The following is a 19,360-nucleotide window of genomic DNA, read 5'->3' on the forward strand; positions in this document are numbered from 1 at the left end:
CCATTTTAAATTTTAGATTAATCCCACAGATGAATCCGGGAGGCGAGTAGCCAATTGCTTGATTGTCAACTGTCTACCATTTAGTTATCATACCACCACCTATAAATATTTTAGCTCACTCATGACTACCAACTAATGACTAATGACTAATGACTAATGACTAATTACCCATTTTTCCCAAACTTGCTATCCTGCAAAGAATTACCAATCCCCTGGATAATTCCCCGCCCGATCAAACCAATTCCCCGCCCTATAACCTGAGTCAAAACGTAAACCACCCCAGCACCCAACAGCGAAATAACCGCGCGAACTCTAGGTGCGATCGCATCCCTGGTTTCCAGCACCAAAGTCAAGGCTAACTGCCACCCAGACAACTGTGCTAACTCCAGATTTCTTGGAGCATAAATAGAAATTTTCTTAATTCCAGAATCGCCCAAAACAAACAGCCAAAACCTGCTTTCAAAAATAGCTTTCGGTTCCACAAAATATCTATTCCAGCTATATCTCCACGACAACTCATTCCGAAACCGCTCAATTTCTCGCGTCGAAATCAACTTACCATCGTAAAAAATTTGCTTGATTTCTTCAATATTTGCCAAATTATTTAGTAGAGGCTGTACGACTCCGCTAGCAACTTGAATTGCCAAATTTTCCAACAAAGCTTCAGCTCGCTGCATCGCTTCCGGGCTGCCAGCAACACAAGAAATATTGTCAACAGTTAAAGGAATTTCAAATAGCAAATGTGCAAAAAAATCAACGGTCATCGGTATTTTGTCAAGGATTTCTGTTGCAACTGCATCAGCATCTGCCAGCAGCACCGACACAACTTCTATACCGCTGGCTGCCAAGATATCAGCAGCGCTTTCCCCTTGACTTTCTCCCAGTGTCAAGCTTGTTTGACTGCCATCAATAACCAGAGTTTCTCCCGTTGGCAGTGTATAGTATCTGCCAAAAAAATCTATGATTGTCGCCTCCCACAAATCCCGTAAAATAGCAGGCATTTTTTGCGACAATTGAGTTTGCTGCACTTGCGAAAAGCGCAATTCCTCCAGCAAATCCTTTAACTTCCGCAGGATGGAACTCATCAATTCGCGCTTTTTGGTCGATCGCAAAATATCGATTTCCAAAGGCAAGCCAGTCAAATTCACCAAATCAAATTGCAATTTAGCTGCCGCCGAGTCAAACAAGCTACCTTGCCAATTAGTTGCAACCACCAAAGATTCAGCCGAAACTTGGGAATTCGCTAATTGCGATTGAGAATTATTTAACAAATTCTCGCCTCTAATTTCTTCTTTGTGCCTTCTGCCTTCTCCCCTCTGCCTTCTGCCTTCTCCCCTCTCCCCTCTGCCTTCTGCCTTCTGGCTTCTGCCTTCTGCATTCTGCCTTCTGCCTTCTGCCTTCTCCCCTTTTCCTTCAAATAATAACTGACTGACAATCCAGCGAGCAGCCAGCAATTCTCTGCGACGCCCATTGAGTACAACCCCATCTAAAATAGAGGGCAAATCTGTCGGATTTGCAGCCCTAATCTCTTCCAAATCCGCTTGGACAATCGCCAAAGTTGCATCTATTTCCTGTAGTCCAGACCGACAAAAATAAGCCAGCATTTTTTTGTGTACTGGCGTATCAACTGTCGAATTATCTGCATTTTTCTCTGCAATTGCTGCGGAGTTTTCTACTGTTTGAACAACCGCTGCATTATTTAGTTCTATTTCCGGGTTAGTTGCCGTATCTGTCGGCCAATAAGTGCAACCAGACGCCACCGCGCGAATAGCTTCGATTGTCAGGGAAATATCTCTACCTTTAGGACAATAGCCATTCGCGCCCGCCGCCTGTAACTGGGCCAACAGCTCCGGTGTCAGGGATCCGCCTAGCAGCAACAGAGGCAGGTTGGGGTACAAACTTTTGAGTTCGCCACAAAATGCCACCGCCTCTATTTGACCCGATCGCCAATTTGAAGTCTCAACAGCCAAAATTGCCAAATCTCCAGGCTTCTTGGCTGTTTCAGAGTCGAGCGAGCGAGCTTCTAGAACCCGCAAAGCCTCCTTTCCCGTTGAAACCTCTGCGACAACTTGCAAGTCTGGATACTGCTCGCAAGCAACTCGCAGCCCCAGCCGGAAAATGGGGTCGCCATCGATCGTCAGCAGTTGGAAATTACTCACTTGATTTTAGATTGGAGATTTTAGAGATCGATCGCGCGAAAACCCAATTACTCGGGAATCAAATTAGCATCAGGAGGCCCAGCCGACTCAGGAATCGAGGGCGGCGCGGGTTCTGGAGCCGGAGCCGGAGGAGGAGCAGCAGGTTCCGGGGCCGGAGCCGGGGCCTCTTGTCTCGCGGGCGGATAGTAAGGTTCCGGCTCCCTCGCGGGCGGATAGTAAGGTTCCGGTTCCGGCTCTCTCGCGGGCGGATAGTAAGGTTCCGGCTCCGGAGCAGGCGGATTGTAAGGTTCGGGAGCCGGGGCCTCTTCTCTCGCAGGCGGATAGTAAGGCTCTGGCTCTGGCGCGTACTCATCCTGTCGCGGAGCTGGCGCGTACTCCTCTGCTGGAGCTGGCGCGTAGTCGCGAGCGGGTTCCGGCGCGTAATCGCGAGCGGGTTCCGGCGGCGGTGCACTGTTGGCTCTAAGTTCAGCACTCCAGCGCCCGATCGCACCTGCTGCCTCTGAATACAGCGCCCTACCGTAACCGATTTGGGAAGCCGTATCGATCGCCGCTCCTAGACTGCCTTGAGATGCCAATTCCGCAGCTCGATCGAGAATCGGTCTGTCTTGAGCGACTTGCAGTTCGCTCACCCACTGATAAACATTATCCTGGGCTTTCGCGTACAAACTCCTACCGCTCTTAATTTGCGAAGCTTTTTCAATAGCAGCACTAAGTTTTCCTTGCTTCGCCAGGGCTATCGCTTCATCCAAAAAAGGCTGATCTTGAATAACTTCTATGCGTTTCGTCCACTGAGCCAGCAGAGTTTGCGCTTCTATCCTGCGAGGGCGGTTTTGAGCAATCAGAACTACCTGAGCGATGCCGCCCTTTAGTCCTTCAACCGTTTGCGCTTCTGCCAACTGCTTCGCCAGAGTCAGAAAAGATTGGTCTTCGATCCGCTCAATTTCCCGGCGCCAAGAAGCCACCAAAGTTTGAGCGTGAATCCGCCGCGGCTGCTTGAGTCCGATGGTTTGCGCTTGCTCGATCGCGAGTCCAAACGTCCCTATCTGACCGAAACTAGCGATCGTGCTCGCCACTTGCAGCCGCAGCAAATCTTGAAACTGCACCTGCAAATTTTCAATTTGAACTTGAGCTTGCTTGTACAGAGGGCGACCCGGAGCTATTTTGCTAGCAGCCCCCTGCCCTTCCAGCAAGCTAAAAATGTGTTGTGGCAGCGGAGTTGATATCGACTGGTTCCACGTCACTGCCTGAGCCCTACCCAACTGCATCAAATCTTGAGCTTCCGCAAACAGTAGCGAATCCTGTGGCACAACAGAAGCAGCCTCGATCGCCCCCGGCAAATCTTTCGCCCCCAACCGCTTAGTAGCCATTGCCAGCAAAATCCGGCTCCAGCCTTCAATTTCCTTCTCAGCTTTAGCGCGGGCAAAAAGCTGCGAGTCTATTTTCCGAGCCAGGACGATTGCCTCAGCGAACTTTTGCGGAGTCTCGTCCTTCGCCAAATCTCTAGCCTCTTGCAAGCGCTGCCAGCCGTTTCTTTCCAAAGAAATCTGCTGGATCAGCTCGTTGTAACGCTTCTGACTCCAGAAAATATTTTCCAGCTTAAATAGAGCTTGAGCATAATCCCAGGCTTTCCTTAAATCCTCACTTTTCAAAGCTGCTAGGGCTGTATCGTAGAGTTTTTGGCCCTCCTGCCAATTTTTTTCCCAAGCAGTCACAGCCTCCTCTACCTCTGGGTAAGACCGACTGGTTTTCGGAATTTTCGCCACAATCTCCAGAGCACCTTTCAAATCGCCCTTCTCAATTTTTGCCCTGGCAAATCCCAGAATGGCTTTCGACCATTCCCCTATCAAATGTTGACCTTGCGAGTATAGCGGATGTTCTTTCGGCCAAGCCTGCACCAAGGCCATTGCCGATTCTATCTGTTCTAGCTTGCCCGACTTAGCAGCTTGTTGAGCGCAGTAAAGTCGCTCTCCGTCCGCCGCCAGTGGCGACAGTTGCTGGCAATTCGGCGGTGGCGGCATCGTCAGCAACCACAGAAATGCAGCGGCACCGGTTACTCCAAATCCCACCAGGAGACTCAGCCAGATAAGCTGCCACTGCCAAAAAGTTCTTTTTCCCTCGGTTGGCTGCGCCGTTACGAAGGAACTCGCATCGCCTGTCGCCTCTGCACTGAACTGTGCCGTCGGTTTAGGGGATGGGTTGTATTGCGGTGGTGTGTGGAATTGGTCAGATTGTCGTCTCGCCATTACTTCAGCCTGTCCTGTAATGCGCACTCTTCACGTGACACTCCCACATCAAATCATAGATTGTGATGTCGGCTTCTGACTCCGGTTAAGGAGATCGAGAACTTCCTTCAAGGTACTGGCAATCTTTCCCTCTACGGTGTTTTATAGTGAGGTTCGTGTCTGGCCCCACTGGTTGCTTCCGAGCATTTTAGGCTCAAGAAGCACGTAAATCATACCAGTTATCAAACAATTATTCACAGATTCCGGGGCCGTTTAGCAGAAAAAACAGTATAAAGCCCCGTCTGTCCATCAATTTTAGATTTTAGATTTTAGATTTTAGATTTTAGAATTGACTCTGCAGATGAATTGGAGGAGGGATTAAACTAAGGTCTAATATTAAATCCGGATCAGAAATTCCCTTATCAGACTCAGCGGTTGAAACCGCAAATACACAAACTTTCGTCTCCTCCAAGCCGATTAAAAAATCAAGGGGGGACTACAGCCGGATTTGGTTTACACTTTTACGTGTAGCCGGTAGAACTGATTTTTTGGGTTTAGGAATGAGAATTAAATAACTTCCACAAGATTGTGGGATGGGCGTCCCGCCCGTCCAAAAAGGACGGGCGGGACGCCCATCCCACAATAACAATTAAAATTGTAAGTTATTTAATTCGCGATCCTTAGTCGTAAATTTTATTCCCGATCGCCAAACTTGCCGATCGAGTTTCATTTTTCTGTTTTCTGTTTTTTTCTACTGTGCCGAATTCCGGCGCGCAACGGCAAAAAAAACCGATCGAACCCAGCTAAATACTTAAATCATTTTATACCACCGATCGACCTTGTACAAATATCGGTTTTGCGTCCAACAGCCGCTGCTTTATCAGTTACGAAGCCTGTGGCGTATCGCTGACACTCGATGCTTGCGTGGCGGACTCGGCAGATCGATATCCGTAGAAATCTATCCGGTAGTCTACAATTTTGACACCCGTTTGCTCTTGGATTAGCTCGATCAAGTCGATCGGCAGTTCCACATGAACGTCGAGAATCTGAGCCGTATCAAGACAATTGACGTGAGAGTGAGAGTCGCTGACATTGCCGTACAAGCGTCCCTCCGAGCGTTCTATGCACTCAATAATCCCTGCTTTCGACAAAGCTTCTAGATTTTGATACACAGAAGTATGCCCGATCGAATGCGCTTGTTTGTTGAGGCGATCGTAAATTTCGCGAGCCGAGAGGTGTTCTTTTGCCTCCCACAAAAGTTCTAGAATAAATCGACGCTGGCGGCTCAAGCGCATTCCCATCGCCTGACAGCGGTTTAAAGCATCTTCTAATGAACTAATTGGTTTCACAGCTACCGCCTTATAAAGCCTGCTCGATTTTTTATTCTGGTACAATATTGCACGCCTACATATCCACTAATTCTAACGCAGGGTTGCCCAACAGTAGAAGGTAGAAGGCAAAAATATCGAGTGAGTGAATTTTTTCTAGTTGCTGCTCAACTCCGGCTGCCAGCACCCCCAGACAATTATCCCCCTCAGAAATATTGCTTTGATTCTATCTTCTACTGCCAAAACTCCTAGTTCGAGGATTTGATGGCGTTAACCAATAACTTGGCGATTTCCGAGAGTTGCTTTTTGTTGAAAGTTTTGAGCAAAAGCTTGACTACCGCCTTCGGTTCGGCTGGAAGTGCTACTTGCTTCGAGGCTGCTGCTGGGGCTGCTGGAACGGCTGGGGGGCTTGCCTCTGCTGGTTTTGGGCTTGCTGCCAAAAGTAGCAAATTTTTACTCGGAACGATCGTCTTGACTTTCCCCACTTGTACTAAATCGCCAGCTTCTTTGAGTTCTTTGATAATCAGCGGAGCTAAGACTTTATAAGAGTTTTTGGGATTAACGATCGCGGCTCTAGCTGTTTTTACTAAATTTTGCCAAGTCTCTATTTTACCTCCCAACTTATAGAGGCGAACGCACACAGCCGTCAACTCAGAGCGACTAGCAGCCGATTCTTTCTGCTTGAACACCTGCAACATTTCTTTGAGTAAAGTCATCACTTCAACAGCAAAATTTGGCGGCACAGCGCCCGCTGTTGGAGCGGCGGGCGCAGCAGACCCAGCAGCCACCGCCTGCACTTTGCCCGACGCCAATTTATCGAGGTGAGTTTCGAGTTGAGCAAAAACAGGCATCACCTGCTGCACAAGTTTTTCTCCCTCCTCATTCCTCAAGCCGAAAGGCCCCTCCAGTCGCCCCAGCAAGTCCTTAAGCGTATCAACTCCCTTTAAAAATAGGGATTCTGCCGTTTGGTCAACCTGCTTGACGGGCCCGTCCTTGAGCACCTTAAAACAATCTTCCAAGCGGTGAGCGGTTGTTTTAATACTATCTAAGCCAAGCATAGCCGCCCCTCCTTTCACGGAATGGGCGGCTCGAAACATCTCTTGGACGCTTTCGGGGTCTTTCATCGTGGACTTTAAATCCACTAAACCATTTTCTAGAGTATCGAGGTGCTCCTTAGCCTCCTCTATAAACAAACGCATAATTCGGTCTTGCTGATCTGACACGACAGTCCTCCTAACAATCTGTGCACCCTCCAGAAAGCACCCTCTTCGCGGGAGGAAACACGACTCCTGCCAAAAGTCGGAAGCTCCCATGCAAAACATTCTAGCCTGCCTCAGCTAGCAGACTCAAAATACGGGTGTGAGGGCAATCTTAGCTCTCAAACTGCTGCGGTGGAGATTGAGCCTAGAGTTCTGAGGGAGTATCTGGAGCGACTTCAATACCCATTCCTTGTTTCATCATCTGCTGAGTCGTAATCAAGTCGTTTAACTCTTTGACTTCGACGCCGATGTCTTGGCAAGCCTTTTTTAGTTCCCGCTCGAAGGTGTTGAGGTCGCTTCCGTAGCCGCAGAGCTTCGCGGCTGTGGCGATTCCTTGTTGGGCGTTAGCTTTGGCGCAGTCGATCAATTCAAGGCCTTTGAGGGGTTGGGAGGATGCCATAATTTCAAGCCACAATTTATCTTTTCTCACACTCTACCTAGAACGTTGAGGTCGATCGATCTATCGAAAGGCATGAAAAATTCTGCCTGTGCTGCGTGTTGCCAATTCATAGTTACTTTTTGGGATTTCCTGCCAAGATAGCAGTAGTTGGGATTTTCTAACCCTTACTGTGCGTAAATTACACTAGATTACTGTGAAAAATGTTTCCCAATGTAAAATGCACTGGGTCTGGAGCGTCCGGCACCGCCTGTTTGTGTCTTTTCTCTTTGCTATGGCAGTTGCTGTGTTGCTGCCACCTGACTATCTCCCCTGACTCGGACGCTGTGCATTTGGAACGCGGGCGCCGTCAGTTTCCTGATTTTGACTTGGATGCTGATGCTGCAAGGCACTCCCGAATTGATGCGCCACCACGCTCAGCAGTTGGATGCTGGCCACTTAACAATCTTAAGTACGATCGTGGCAGCGGCTTGTGCTAGCTTGTTAGCCATCTTCTTTTTGCTGCGCGATCCCAAAGGCCTGTTGCCGAATTTGCTATTTCTGCACTTGGGGCTTTCTGTCCTAACAATTGTTGGGTCTTGGATGCAGGTACACACTATCTTCACGATGCACTATGCCCGCAGCTACTACAAAAACCGCAGCAAGCAGCACGGCAGTTACTTACAGGCGGAGGGTTTGGATTTTCCGGGCGACGAGGAAGCAGATTACAAAGATTTTTTATATTTCTCCTTTGGTATTGGCATGACTTGCCGGCGTTGCAGACGTGCAGAGCACTTCTCGTTCCACGAGGTATCTGGTCCTTTTTCACAGCGTGCTGTCGTTCTTTTTTAACACCGCTATTCTGGCTATGAGCGTCAATATTATTGCTGGATTGAGTTGAGAGGATTAAGTAGCAGTGGTATGATTTAGAGTATGATGCGGAAACTTTCATCCTAATAATAGTTAGGTGGTAATTGCTAAATTGAAGTAGTCCAACCATCGGGAAGCTCACTTACATCTTCTAGTAGGAAGTTTGCGTACACGAATATTCGGACATCATCGTAGAGATCGCTAAGAACACGTTTCCGGGCACCGGATTTGTCCCACGGTTGAAGATCGGAGTCTAGCTCACAGAAACCAACCCAGGGATGCCCCTCTGCCTGTAATTCTTCAGATTTAACTATCACAGCCGCCAAAACAGCTAAGTCATAGGGTTTAAGGGAGAGATCATCCATTGCACCGATAGATATTTGGCGCTCCAGCATTGGCTCTGAAAGCGGAAAGACGTTGAGACTAGGATGGTTCGCTAAGTCATTCAATCGTTCTGAAACTTTCGTCAGTTCATTTGCCACTAATCCATCAAATAGAGCAAATACCCGACGTGCTGCATCCGCATCCTCAGCGGTCACTCGACCTTCATCTGTTGCCCATCTCACAAATTTGCGTAAATCATCAGAGCGAGAGCGTGGGGAAAACCTTCGAGGTACGGTTTCACGTGCTTCTGTAAGGCATATTGCAGGCACATATAACTTAAACTCACCAGCCTGAGCACGTTGGAGCAACTGAATAGCCTGTGGACTTTGCAAGTGTGCTGGAGCAATAACATCCACTACCCAATTTGTTTCCACTAAAACTGCTTTGGGTTTCACTTTGCACTCTTACTCCATCTAGGGCCAGCAGCCCTCACTTCCCCAATTCGGAGAAGGCTGATTATTTGTTCGCCAAGTAGGTTTCTTAAGTCATTTGGGAAGTTGTCCATACTGGCAGTCAGCTTCAGTTTCTCAAGCCATCGCTGAACTCGCGATTCAAACTCACTCGCAGGGTTTCCCTTCCATTGCTCATCTGCAGGTGGTAGCAAAGAATCTGGAAGTTGCGCTTCACCAACTACATAAATTGACTCACCATTATACTTTTCTAAGGAGTCGCGGAGGAGAATCACACGCTCACCAGCTACGACAAGTCCAACTGAACAACCAATAGATGCCATAGTATGTTTAAGCTGTTCAATAGCACTTTTAGCGATACTGATGTGTTTGAATTTTACCTCAACAAGCATTAGATATTCGCCATCTTGACTGGTCACAATAATATCGGGATATTGGAATGTTTTTATCATCTTTCTTCCCCCTTGGAAACCCCCACCATATCTGTACCCAGATTGGTGGTGGGAGGAAAAGGGGGGCGGGGTCTAGGCAACATAAGCGTAGCCATCCTTTTTGTGAATGTGTATGCAGTATTTGTGACTAATTCCTTGAACTAGCCCATCGGTTGTTGAGATGTTGAAACTTCCAGTGGCACGAGTAGCTACTCGACCCACGTAAGTCCCAACCTTCTTCCCAGAGGTAACATTGGCTTTTACAATGTCACCTGTCTGAAAACCTTTGTGGAATTTGGTTCTAGAACAATAACGAACTGGAAAACCAAACTTGTCTGTGCGGCATTGCTGACGGGTTCCATGCCCTTTAGCGGCAATCAGTAAGGGCTTGACGACCTTTGTGATTAACCGTTCTGGAGTAGATGCTCCCACGCAAGCCGCGTCCCAGTAATGCGTCTTGTCTAAACCTCGAATCGTGCGGTTGTACTTTGTGCGACCCCCTGTGCCAACTTCAACAGGTAAGCCTGTTTTTTTAAGGTTTTCGTACAGATTCCATCGGGTCGCATTAACGGCTGCCGTATCAGCCAAGGGTTTTTTAGCTTGTGCCAAGATTCGTTTGAGCAAGTCAGGTTTACCTTTGAGAAAGTCTTTGATATCCTGATTACCCTTTTTCTGATTACAAGGGACACAGGCTAAACACAGGTTGCTGACTCGGTTTGAACCTCCTTTTGACCGAGGTTGAATATGTTCAATCTCAAGTCGGGTCTCTTTTACACCGCAGTAAGCACAAGTTCTGTTCAACTTGGAAAGAAGAAACTCACGAATTTCGTATCCGGCTAAAGTTCCTTGTTGATAACCAACCCCGCTAATTTCGGAGCTTTCCATCTGTTGTGTGTCAAATCTGACCAATTCTTGAGAAATGGCAGTAATTCGACACAGTGCAGATAGTCGTTTAACCCAAGTCAAAATATTAGCAACGCGACTGTTTAAAGAGGGTGGTAGCCAACCCTTTAGTCGAGTGCGGTTGAGAAAGCGTGGTTTGCGATATCGCGTCTTACGGTTACGGCGTGACCGTCGTAATTGACGGCGTGAAGTTAAAGCATCCCGAATTTGGAAGCCACGATGTTGTAGTTCAGCTATCCAAACAACTTCGCCTGTGGTATCGTTGACCAGCGCTATTCCAGTGGTCTTGGCACCCGGATCGATCTTTATTTGCAGTGGTTCAACTTGAGAATTTAACACCTCCTCTTTCAGTATTAGTGTGAAGGGATAGCTGCGAAGTACAGCAGCTTTCCCTTGAGCTAACAGCATTCTCGCTCTACCTGGATGAATAGGATTGAGAGGCTGTTTGTTGGTGTCCAGAACGAAAACTTTACTCACGAGTGAGTCTCCTTGCGGGTAATGTTAGCCTTGACAATGTTTTAGAAGTTTGTCGCGTCAACGACACTGACTTCGACCCGATATGTCTGTTTAATCGTTGACCACAGAGCTACAGACTGGCTTCGTATCCGTAGGTGTGATGGCTTCTAAAACGAAGTACACAAGGTACTTAGTCGGGTAAACTCTGGGCTTCTCTTAAAAGCCCCCGCTAGATTCGGTACTCCGAATTAGCGGCGGGTAGTTTACGGCATTATATCGCAGCGAATTTATTTGTTATGCAGTAAATTAACAATTGTCCTAGGCAAAGCCTAACAAAATTATAACTTGAGGGGATTCAAATTACCGCATTCAAATGTCAAGACACGGATAATCAATTGAGCTACCCAGTTGATGAGAATGTCAAGACACGGATAATCAATTGAGCTACCCAGTTGATGAGACAGAAATTTTCATGCTGATTCTCCCACTCGCATTCGATCGCCCTCCATTCCCCGACACTACAGCAAACGGGCGATCGCACGCCCCCCTTCTGCCAATCTCAAAATTTCCTGACATTTTTATTGCTAAAACGAAGTCATTACGAGTATGATTTAACAAGAAGCAAAACAGACCAACGCCATGAGGATCGAAGAAATACCCCTCAACCAGATTCGCCGCCCCCTGCCGCGAGTCAACGACCAAACCAAAGTCGCCGCCCTCATGGAATCCATCCGCGAGGTAGGTTTAAACGAACCCATCGACGTGCTAGAAGTAGATGGACAGTATTACGGATTTTCCGGCTGCCACCGCTACGAAGCTTGCCAGCGTCTCGGTTTAGAAACTATCCGCTGTAAAGTACGCCGAGCTCCCCGTGCCGTGTTGCAGATGCACCTAGCCTGAGCCTCTCAACAGAAATTCACGACAGGCAAAGATATTCGATCGACCATCACTAATAACAAGCTAAAAACCTATGACTACCAACAACCACAAACAACATCTTTACCCTACCCGCATCGATATGTCAGCAGCCACCCGCTCTCAAGTAGTCGGGCTGCTCAACGCCACGCTGGCAACGACTCTGGACTTAAAAACTCAAGTTAAGCAAGCTCACTGGAACGTTAAAGGCATGGACTTCTACCAGTTGCACTTGCTGTTTGACGAAATGGCAACAGAACTCGAAGAATACATCGATTTGGTTGCCGAACGGGTCACAGCTTTGGGCGGTTTGGCTGTAGGAACAGTCCGCACAGCAGCCGCAGATTCCATCCTGCCAGAGTTTCCTTTCGACATTTTAGACGGGAAAGAATATGTGACGGCTTTGGCCGATCGCTACGCGCCCTACGCCCAACACCTGCGAGTCGCCATCGGCAAAGCAGACGAACTCGGCGACGCCGATACAGCGGATCTCTACACCGAAATTTCGCGGACAATTGACAAGCGTTTGTGGTTCCTAGAAGCGCATTTGCAAGGTTCTGCGACAACTGCAACAGCCGCCCCCGAAAAAGTTGCCGTCAAATAGCCACAAAAACAGTTGTGGGGTGGGCGCCCGAGCCCGCCCCACAGATGTATTTCCTTAAGGCTCGTGACAGTTTACGATCGAGAATATGTCCATTTATTAATTTGGATGAGTTTTTCGTGACTGCCAATATTCCAGATTATGCTCTTCAACTGCAACGCCTGATGGAACAGGCGGGGCTTTCGAGCGATCGAGAACTCAGCCAAAAAGCAGGAGTTTCCGAGATCCAGCTAAGTCGCCTGCGTCGCGGTTTAGCTTTGCAAACCCGAGCCGACATCCTGCTCAAAATTAGTCAAGCTTTGCAAATTTCCTTACCCGAACTGCTCGCAACCTTGGCGCCAAACTATGTAGAGTTAGAAAAGGCACCACCGACAGCCCTAGAACAAGAATATCAGCGCCTGCAAGCTTCGATCGAACAGCAGCGAGAATCTTTGATGCAGGAATTCCAGCTATCTAGCGTGCAAATTTTAGAATCTTGGATGTTGCAGTGGCCGACGGCTGCGAGCAAAGCTCAGGAAAATCACAACTTGCGGGCTCAGAAACTACTGCCCTTGCTGCGGCCCGTCGAGCAGTTATTGGAGCATTGGGGAGTGGAGTCGATCGCCCCAGTCGGAGTCCAGATTCCCTACAACCCCCAAGAGCATCAGCTCATGGAAGGAACAGCCGAGCCCGGAGAACCCGTCAAAGTCCGCTACACAGGCTACAGACAAGGCGAAAAACTGCTCTACCGCGCCAAAGTTAGCCCAGTTTGATTAATACCAGAAGGCATTCGGCAGAACAAAGATTGTCCCTATCTCAAAATTCACTCCCGGCGAAGCGCTGCGACTGCGATCGGCGTTACGATCCGCGACGAACACCATCTTTTGCACTCAAAACTATTCTCCCGCTCTCAGGCTCTGGCGCTTTCCCACTCTCTTATTTGGATCGGAGTCCATCTCGCAGCTATACTAGCCTAGTCTGGCTAGAAATTCTGACATTCCCACCGCAAAATATGAGTCCTGTAGTTAAAATTATTCAGCCCTCTGGCATTTTAGACGGCACCAAGGCAAGTCAATTCCGCCAAGAGATTAGCGACCTAGTGGAAGCGGGAGCTGATGTGGTATTGATAGACTTCACTGATGTGACATTTATGGATAGTTCTGGTTTGGGCGCTTTAGTCTTGGCACTCAAAACAGTCCGGGCCGCTGGGAGTCAATTAGTTGTCTGTTCTATCAACGAGCAAATCCGCATCTTATTTGAACTCACCAGTATGGATCGAGTTTTCGAGATATTTCAGAACCGCGATGCTTTTAATAGCAAAATTCTCTCAACTAACTAAATCTTTGGGCTGCTGCCTTCTTGCTATTTGGTCGCAGATGCAATGCAAGAAGTCAGCTAGCCAAAGTTTACCTTGAGTAAAGACCAATCATCATCAAAAACTGCTTTAGCGTTCAACTTTTGAATGTAGTTCAAAACCAGCTCTAACTGGTCGGCACTTGCACCGTTGTAAGCTGCTAACAGGTCGATGAAAGGGTCAAGCCCCCAGATATTGCCGTCAGGTTGGTGGATCTCGTATACCCCGTCGCTAAAGATGTAGAGAGTGCTCAAATCCTCGACATCGCAGCAATTATCGACATAGGGGGCGTCGGGGAACATCCCGACCGGCATTCCGGGGGTTTTTAATCGCTGGATTTTAGCGGTGCTCGCAGGGGACTGGGAAATCAAGACGGCTGGTGGATGGCCGGCGCTGGCATAAACTAGCTGGCGAGAAATGCGGTTGTAAACGCCGTACCAGATGGTGAAATACTTGTCATTTTGGTAGCTCATCTGGAAGGTGGTGTTCAGGGCGCGCAAAACGTCGCTGGGTTTGTAGTAGTCTATGTTTGGGAGCGTGCGCGATCGCAGCAAATTCAGCACGGCCACCGAAGGCAGCGCCGCCCGCAAACCGTGACCGGCTACGTCTAGCAAGTAAATCGCCAAATAATCGGCATCTAGCCAGTTGTAGTCGAAGCAATCTCCCCCCAACTGCCGGGAGGGAATGAATTTTGCTTCGATGCTGATAGGTTCCGTCATCGGATCTGGCAGCAGCGATTGCACGTACTCGGCGGCCTCGGCTAACTCGGCTTCCAGACTTTGCTTGGCTATTTTCAAATCTCGGCTGAGTTGGTGCAGCCTCAATCCCGCGCGTACTCTCGCCTGTAACTCGTTGAGTTCGATCGGCTTGGAGATAAAATCGTCGGCACCTGCGTCGAGCCCTTTGACTCGATCGGCGATCGAACCCAAAGAAGTCAACAAAAAGAATTGTGTAGTTGACAGATCCGGATCTGCCTTAACTCGACGGCAGACATCGATGCCGGTCAAGCGCGGCATGATCCAATCGCAAATTATCAGGGCCGGACGCAATTTTTGCGCCTGGGCTACACCGTCTTCGCCATTGCTTGCTACTGTTACTTCGTAACCCTGTTTTTTCAGGGTTCTTCTCAGCAGTTCTTGAACAGCCGTATCATCGTCAATAACCAGAATTTGAAACATGGGCACTTAGGTACTACAAGTTTTTCAAGGTCTGGGGGTCATTTAAAATATATCCTGTCAGCGCCCTTGTCTGAGATTGAGTATAGTTGATTGACATCGCTTTCGAGGTAATTGCTTTTGAGGGCGGGTCGTTGAGTTCAATTTACGTTAAAATTTGATAGAAATTTGGCGCGATCGAACTTCACTCAGTTTATACTCAGAATATAAATTTTTATAGACTTTTATTTCCCACAGGCGCTGGTTGACATGAAAATGCTATTTATGGTATAGTGGCTAACCGATTAGTGGATTAGACATCGATCGACGGCCCACCAAAGCTAGTATCCTCAAACTACCATTCAATTTTGCCGCCGTTATACTTTGTCTCGTTGTATTTTATCTGGTTGTATTTTGTCTCGTTGTATTTTGCCCACGGGCCGATGAAGAACTTGTGTGGTGAGCGTGATTGAATTAAAGGGTTCCGAAAAGTTGCCGATGCTAAAAAAAGCGGATCTTCAAGTCAATACAGGTCTGAATGGATTAAGCTGGGTTTTGTCGTGGTTTGCACAATTGTACGACTCGCGAATTCCTACAAGTGTGTGGATCAGGTGTCAGTTGGCTTTGGCTGAGGGCTTTACGAATGCGGTGCGTCACGCCCACAAGGGCAAACCAGCGGATTTGCCTGTGGAGATTCAGGTGGCGGTATTCGCTGAATCTTTAGAGATTAAAATTTGGGACTCGGGCGATCCGTTTGATTTAGAGAAAAAAATCCAAGATATTTCGGAAAAAGTCGATGTTCACTCTCCGGGCGGGCGGGGCCTAAAATTGATCAAAGACATCGCAGACAGTATTAGTTACGAGAGAATGGCTGATGGACGGAACTGTTTGTCGATGGTCAAAAATTATTCGCCCTGTATCGACGCTCGAAAATAACACTAATATTTTTAGCGGGTAAGGGTTGAGGGTAGCCTCAACCCTTCCCTCAGAACCCAGGGTGACTCTTAAGCGGCTACGCAGCTTATGATCTTTTGATTTGACTGCTTCGCTAGATACTGGCAGTTCCCATAGCATCGGTATTTCCGGTTCTTCCGTACTTATTACCCTAAAATATTATGGCACTGCCGTCCGAAGCAGATTAACTCGCAAAGGAGGTAATCTCGGTGAGAGTCCCTATTGGCTTAGGATCGCGAATTAAATAACTTACAATTTTAATTGTTATGGTGGGATGGGCGTCCCGCCCGTCCAAAAAAGACGGGCGGGACGCCCATCCCACTTTCAAGAGTGGAAGTTATTTAATTCTCATTCCTTAGATTTTCTCAAACGGTTCACAGGCGGGGATGAGGCAGAAGTCTGATTTTTTATTTTAGCAAATTAGTTGGCTTCTAATCTGAGTAAGATTAACGAGAGAGCGGATTAGCTGGAGAACCAATCCGAAAAAGGATCGTAAAAACATTATCATTCAATAATAAACGATTCCCCAAAACATCATCGCCATAATCATATTGGTTATTTTGCCAATTCAGGGATAGGGTAGGACTGTTGTAGTTATTTTCCAGTTGCCAACTTACACTAGCACCGTAGAGAGAGCGAGTTGAGTTTTTATCGATGGGGGCGATATAACCAGACAGAGTGAGAGTGCTTAGAGGACGGATGGTTAACTCAGCCAGTAAGCGATCGTCGTAGGAATTGGGTAGGATATCACCAAAATAGTTGGTCAAACCCAGAGAAAAAATTCCCCAATTTACGCGAGCGCTAACGGCAACTTCACTAGCTGGTGAAATACTAAGTACATCACCAATTCTTGTTTCTCGATCGAGAGCATAATTAAAGCCAGTTGATAAGGTTAAATTGGCCTGCCTACTGAAGGGAAAGGTTTTGGCTACACTCCCCCAAAGTTGGCTGTAATAATCGCGATCGGGGTTGAGATAACCAATTGCACCGCCCCGAAAACTCCAATTGTTTAGCGTGTTTCTCGTGTAATCAGCACCGACGTAGAGTTTGGGATTTTCTGAAGCAATCACACCCGTATAGTATCGCAGGATATCTTCGACTCCTGTCCAGTTTCCGGTAAAGCTGAGATGAGGATAGTAAGAGCTTTCTTCCCGATAGATACTTTCTCTAACAAAGTTGACATCTTGCTGTAAAAAGCTTAAATAAACTTGGGCATAAAAATTCTGCAAATTGGCCGTAGAATACTGATTTTGGTTAACTGCTGAGAATAACTGTACATTGCTATTTGCTCCACCTTCTCCACCAGCACCTACAAGGGTGACTTGTGGCCCTGTTGGATCATAAAAGGTTCGACCATCTTCAATATTGCGATCGATCACGGGAGAAAGACCGAGCCAAAGGCTATTATAATTCGCTCTAGGAACTTGACTTAAGCTGGTGACATTAGGCGTTAAACTTTCTGCCCGTCCGAGTCCGGCGGAATATATCGTAAAACTACTGCTGGGTAAACGAGTATTATTAGCCGCTAAAAATAAGTTGCGGTTGATATTAGTATTAACTGGATTTTTACTGCCTTCTAGGTCAGGAATGACATCGGGTAAAATTTGCGCCCCCGCTTGAATTGCCGTATTGAGCCAGCGATTTTCATCATCAACAAAGAGAGTAAAGCCTCGAATAGTCCGTCCTAAAACGGCTTCTCGATCATTGGCTTTAACAACTTGACGAACACGGGAAACAGTACCTGCAATCGTATAGTCAACTTCTTCTTTTCTCTCAACTTTTGTTTTTTGGGATTGGCTGTTTCCCGGATAAGCACCCGAATTGGGAAAATAAAAATCGACACCAATCGGTTGACTGCTGGTTCCCCCTTGAAAGCCTGGAAGCTGCATAAAAGCCAAAGTTTCTGGTTTGAGAACCTCCCCAACCTGAGACGTTTGAAAGACGCGGGTAGGCACGAAAAACTCTGGATCTATACTATTGCGATCGATAACTAAACCTGGGGTATAAGTACATTGTTGGTCACTGGGAGTATTGGGAAAAATACAAGCCCCCGTTAAACTCATTTGAATTTCTAACCCCGTCATGGTTTGGGGTGCGGTAGTTGTGGTTGTAATTGTTCGTTCTAGGGGAACAGTCCGCAGTTGAAAATAAGTGCCTTTTTGGTCTACTCTATAAATATTATTTCGGCTTAAACTTTCACTGACTCGACTGTTAAGTTTGAGAGTGCCATTAAAAAAAATATCGCTGTCTGTGGTGTCAGCAAAAGTATGGAAACCACTAAACTCCCATTCAGTTAGATGGCTGATGGGAATGTCATTGAGAGGTAAAGTAGTCGTGAAGGGGCTAAGTTTTTCGTCGGGCGCGATTCGAGGTGGAATAATGTAATCGGGGTCAGTAGATGGCACAGAAGGTTGGGGTAATCCGTTAGGATTATTAGTTGACTGGGGTTTTGTGGGTTGAGGTTCAGAGGGTAAATTTTGGGATGAGGGTTCCAATTTTGTAGCAGAAGTAGACCAGTTGGGTGTTTCTGATAAAGGGGTGGCTTGTGGAAGGTCGGAAACGCTGGGAGCGCTTGGAGGTGGAATAATGTAATCGGGGTCAGTAGATGGCGCAGAAGGTTGGGGTAATCCGTTAGGATTATTAGTTGATTGGGGTTTTTTGGGTTGAGGTTCAGAGGCTAAATTTGGGGATGAGGGTTCCTGGTTTGTAGCAGAAGTAAACCAGTTGGGTGTTTCTGATAAAGGGCTCGTTTCTGGAAGGTCAGAAACACTCGCAGCAGAGGCATCCATTTGATTGGATGTGTCGAGTAAATTGGAGCGAGTTTCTGCTATGGCTGGGGTTGAGTAAGCGATGCTCAGGAGAGCCAAACCGACGACAATACTAGCATTGTATGCTCTTGAAAGGAGCGCCGTAGGGTTAACGATAAATTTGAGGAGGTTAATCATCATTAAAAGCGCGAAAAGTAGGGATTAAATATATTAGTTAATACAGTGATTCAATCCTGATATCCTGATGATTTAATAACAATTCTATTTCTGGCTTTAATATTGTTATATATCAATAGGCTTGGGTTAATTCCGAGCCCCCCTAGCCAAGGGCGGGCACGGGGGCACCGCCCCTACGAAGGGTGGGACAAGAAATTACTCAAATTCCCCCTTTTTAAGGGGGATTTAGGGGGATCTCCGAGGAATAAATAGTTTTAACCCAAGCGTATTGTGTTATATATAGCGGGTCTAATACCAATTTTTTATGAGGCCCCGTAGAATCTGATCCCCCCTAACCCCCCTTAATAAGGGGGGGACAAGATTCTTCTCAAAGTCAACCCCTACTCCCCAACAATCAGGGGGAGTAGGGGGTATGCGAGGGGGATCGAGATATGTGCAACTTCACATTAAATTGGTATAAATCATTGGTACAAATAAATATGTAGGGGTAGTGCTACCCCTACTCCCCGTGCCTACGCCCCACGGATCGGGGCAACCACGGGGGGTTTGCCCCTACAAGAATTACAGAATTTATTTAGGTTCGCTATAGATGCAATAAAAAAATATTTATTGGGATGAATATTTTGAATGTTTAATAATTATAAGATCAGAATCAAGGGT

The 19,360-nt window shown here is 47.3% G+C and carries 17 protein-coding genes; 7 read left to right on the forward strand and 10 right to left on the reverse strand.

Going from position 1 to position 19,360, the window contains the following annotated elements; translation table 11 throughout:
• Positions 1 to 164: 164 nt before the first annotated feature.
• From QT990_RS10115 to QT990_RS10135, 5 genes are all read right to left on the reverse strand, one after another.
• Positions 165 to 2,159, reverse strand: coding sequence for a DUF3685 domain-containing protein (locus tag QT990_RS10115; protein WP_333148182.1), 1,995 nt, complete (start codon positions 2,157 to 2,159; stop codon positions 165 to 167).
• Positions 2,160 to 2,206: 47 nt separating this feature from the next.
• The gene (locus QT990_RS10120) at positions 2,207 to 4,402 is read right to left on the reverse strand and encodes a hypothetical protein (protein WP_333148180.1); all 2,196 of its coding nucleotides are present in this window, start codon (positions 4,400 to 4,402) and stop codon (positions 2,207 to 2,209) included.
• An 863-nt stretch (positions 4,403 to 5,265) separates the two neighbouring features.
• Positions 5,266 to 5,730 (reverse strand): Fur family transcriptional regulator, encoded by a 465-nt coding sequence (locus QT990_RS10125; RefSeq protein WP_333147636.1) that lies wholly within the window; start codon positions 5,728 to 5,730, stop codon positions 5,266 to 5,268.
• 227 nt (positions 5,731 to 5,957) lie between these two features.
• Positions 5,958 to 7,031 carry an Hpt domain-containing protein gene (locus QT990_RS10130; RefSeq protein ID WP_333290061.1) on the reverse strand — a complete coding sequence of 358 codons (1,074 nt, stop codon included), beginning with the start codon at positions 7,029 to 7,031 and terminating at the stop codon, positions 5,958 to 5,960.
• Positions 7,032 to 7,113: 82 nt separating this feature from the next.
• Positions 7,114 to 7,368, reverse strand: coding sequence for a hypothetical protein (locus QT990_RS10135; protein ID WP_333465196.1), 255 nt, complete (start codon positions 7,366 to 7,368; stop codon positions 7,114 to 7,116).
• A gap of 369 nt (positions 7,369 to 7,737) precedes the next feature.
• On the opposite strand from QT990_RS10135, the gene QT990_RS10140 reads away from it, so the two are divergent.
• On the forward strand, positions 7,738 to 8,196 hold the full coding sequence (locus QT990_RS10140; RefSeq protein WP_333147639.1) for a DUF1345 domain-containing protein: 459 nt from the start codon (positions 7,738 to 7,740) through the stop codon (positions 8,194 to 8,196).
• Positions 8,159 to 8,245 carry a hypothetical protein gene (locus QT990_RS35800; RefSeq protein ID WP_445252015.1) on the forward strand — a complete coding sequence of 29 codons (87 nt, stop codon included), beginning with the start codon at positions 8,159 to 8,161 and terminating at the stop codon, positions 8,243 to 8,245. The genes QT990_RS10140 and QT990_RS35800 overlap by 38 nt, the downstream gene beginning before the upstream one ends.
• Positions 8,246 to 8,321: 76 nt before the next feature.
• On the opposite strand, the gene QT990_RS10145 is transcribed toward QT990_RS35800, so the two are convergent.
• The 3 genes from QT990_RS10145 to iscB all read right to left on the reverse strand — a co-directional run bounded on the left by QT990_RS10145 (position 8,322) and on the right by iscB (position 10,819).
• Positions 8,322 to 8,993 (reverse strand): hypothetical protein, encoded by a 672-nt coding sequence (locus QT990_RS10145; protein ID WP_333147630.1) that lies wholly within the window; start codon positions 8,991 to 8,993, stop codon positions 8,322 to 8,324.
• Positions 8,990 to 9,460, reverse strand: a complete 471-nt coding sequence (locus tag QT990_RS10150) for a type I restriction enzyme HsdR N-terminal domain-containing protein (protein WP_333147628.1) — start codon at positions 9,458 to 9,460, stop codon at positions 8,990 to 8,992. Before QT990_RS10150 ends, QT990_RS10145 begins: the two co-directional genes overlap by 4 nt.
• A 72-nt stretch (positions 9,461 to 9,532) precedes the next feature.
• Complete coding sequence (gene iscB, locus QT990_RS10155) at positions 9,533 to 10,819, reverse strand: RNA-guided endonuclease IscB (RefSeq protein ID WP_333147626.1); 1,287 nt, start codon at positions 10,817 to 10,819, stop codon at positions 9,533 to 9,535.
• Between the two features lie 618 nt (positions 10,820 to 11,437).
• On the opposite strand from iscB, the gene QT990_RS10160 reads away from it, so the two are divergent.
• The 4 genes from QT990_RS10160 to QT990_RS10175 all read left to right on the forward strand — a co-directional run bounded on the left by QT990_RS10160 (position 11,438) and on the right by QT990_RS10175 (position 13,632).
• Complete coding sequence (locus QT990_RS10160) at positions 11,438 to 11,698, forward strand: ParB N-terminal domain-containing protein (protein ID WP_190733544.1); 261 nt, start codon at positions 11,438 to 11,440, stop codon at positions 11,696 to 11,698.
• Between the two features lie 70 nt (positions 11,699 to 11,768).
• The gene (gene dps, locus QT990_RS10165; RefSeq protein WP_333147622.1) at positions 11,769 to 12,317 is read left to right on the forward strand and encodes a DNA starvation/stationary phase protection protein Dps; all 549 of its coding nucleotides are present in this window, start codon (positions 11,769 to 11,771) and stop codon (positions 12,315 to 12,317) included.
• 44 nt (positions 12,318 to 12,361) lie between these two features.
• Positions 12,362 to 13,066 carry a helix-turn-helix domain-containing protein gene (locus QT990_RS10170; RefSeq protein ID WP_333147620.1) on the forward strand — a complete coding sequence of 235 codons (705 nt, stop codon included), beginning with the start codon at positions 12,362 to 12,364 and terminating at the stop codon, positions 13,064 to 13,066.
• Positions 13,067 to 13,305: 239 nt separating this feature from the next.
• Positions 13,306 to 13,632, forward strand: a complete 327-nt coding sequence (locus QT990_RS10175) for an STAS domain-containing protein (protein ID WP_333147638.1) — start codon at positions 13,306 to 13,308, stop codon at positions 13,630 to 13,632.
• Positions 13,633 to 13,688: 56 nt separating this feature from the next.
• Here the strand turns inward: QT990_RS10175 and QT990_RS10180 are convergent, their stop codons facing one another.
• On the reverse strand, positions 13,689 to 14,825 hold the full coding sequence (locus QT990_RS10180; RefSeq protein ID WP_333147618.1) for a SpoIIE family protein phosphatase: 1,137 nt from the start codon (positions 14,823 to 14,825) through the stop codon (positions 13,689 to 13,691).
• A 432-nt stretch (positions 14,826 to 15,257) separates the two neighbouring features.
• Between QT990_RS10180 and QT990_RS10185 the strand changes: the two genes are divergently transcribed.
• Complete coding sequence (locus tag QT990_RS10185) at positions 15,258 to 15,737, forward strand: anti-sigma regulatory factor (protein WP_333300324.1); 480 nt, start codon at positions 15,258 to 15,260, stop codon at positions 15,735 to 15,737.
• A 464-nt stretch (positions 15,738 to 16,201) separates the two neighbouring features.
• Here QT990_RS10185 and QT990_RS10190 read toward each other — a convergent pair whose 3' ends face one another.
• Positions 16,202 to 18,703 (reverse strand): hypothetical protein, encoded by a 2,502-nt coding sequence (locus tag QT990_RS10190; protein WP_333465197.1) that lies wholly within the window; start codon positions 18,701 to 18,703, stop codon positions 16,202 to 16,204.
• Between the last annotated feature and the right edge of the window lie 657 nt (positions 18,704 to 19,360).

Origin of the sequence: Microcoleus sp. T3_B1 (assembly GCF_036700445.1) — a bacterium.
In the GTDB taxonomy this organism is placed as follows: domain Bacteria; phylum Cyanobacteriota; class Cyanobacteriia; order Cyanobacteriales; family Microcoleaceae; genus Microcoleus.

Coding starts and splice junctions, on each gene's coding strand:
- QT990_RS10190 (WP_333465197.1), bottom strand. CDS start 18,703: ATGATGATTAACCTCCTCAAATTTATCGTTAACCCTACGGCGCTCCTT.
- dps (WP_333147622.1), top strand. CDS start 11,769: ATGACTACCAACAACCACAAACAACATCTTTACCCTACCCGCATCGAT.
- QT990_RS10130 (WP_333290061.1), bottom strand. CDS start 7,031: ATGTTTTGCATGGGAGCTTCCGACTTTTGGCAGGAGTCGTGTTTCCTC.
- QT990_RS10150 (WP_333147628.1), bottom strand. CDS start 9,460: ATGATAAAAACATTCCAATATCCCGATATTATTGTGACCAGTCAAGAT.
- QT990_RS10120 (WP_333148180.1), bottom strand. CDS start 4,402: ATGGCGAGACGACAATCTGACCAATTCCACACACCACCGCAATACAAC.
- QT990_RS10140 (WP_333147639.1), top strand. CDS start 7,738: ATGCTGATGCTGCAAGGCACTCCCGAATTGATGCGCCACCACGCTCAG.
- QT990_RS10180 (WP_333147618.1), bottom strand. CDS start 14,825: ATGTTTCAAATTCTGGTTATTGACGATGATACGGCTGTTCAAGAACTG.
- QT990_RS10160 (WP_190733544.1), top strand. CDS start 11,438: ATGAGGATCGAAGAAATACCCCTCAACCAGATTCGCCGCCCCCTGCCG.
- QT990_RS10135 (WP_333465196.1), bottom strand. CDS start 7,368: ATGGCATCCTCCCAACCCCTCAAAGGCCTTGAATTGATCGACTGCGCC.
- QT990_RS10170 (WP_333147620.1), top strand. CDS start 12,362: ATGTATTTCCTTAAGGCTCGTGACAGTTTACGATCGAGAATATGTCCA.
- QT990_RS10175 (WP_333147638.1), top strand. CDS start 13,306: ATGAGTCCTGTAGTTAAAATTATTCAGCCCTCTGGCATTTTAGACGGC.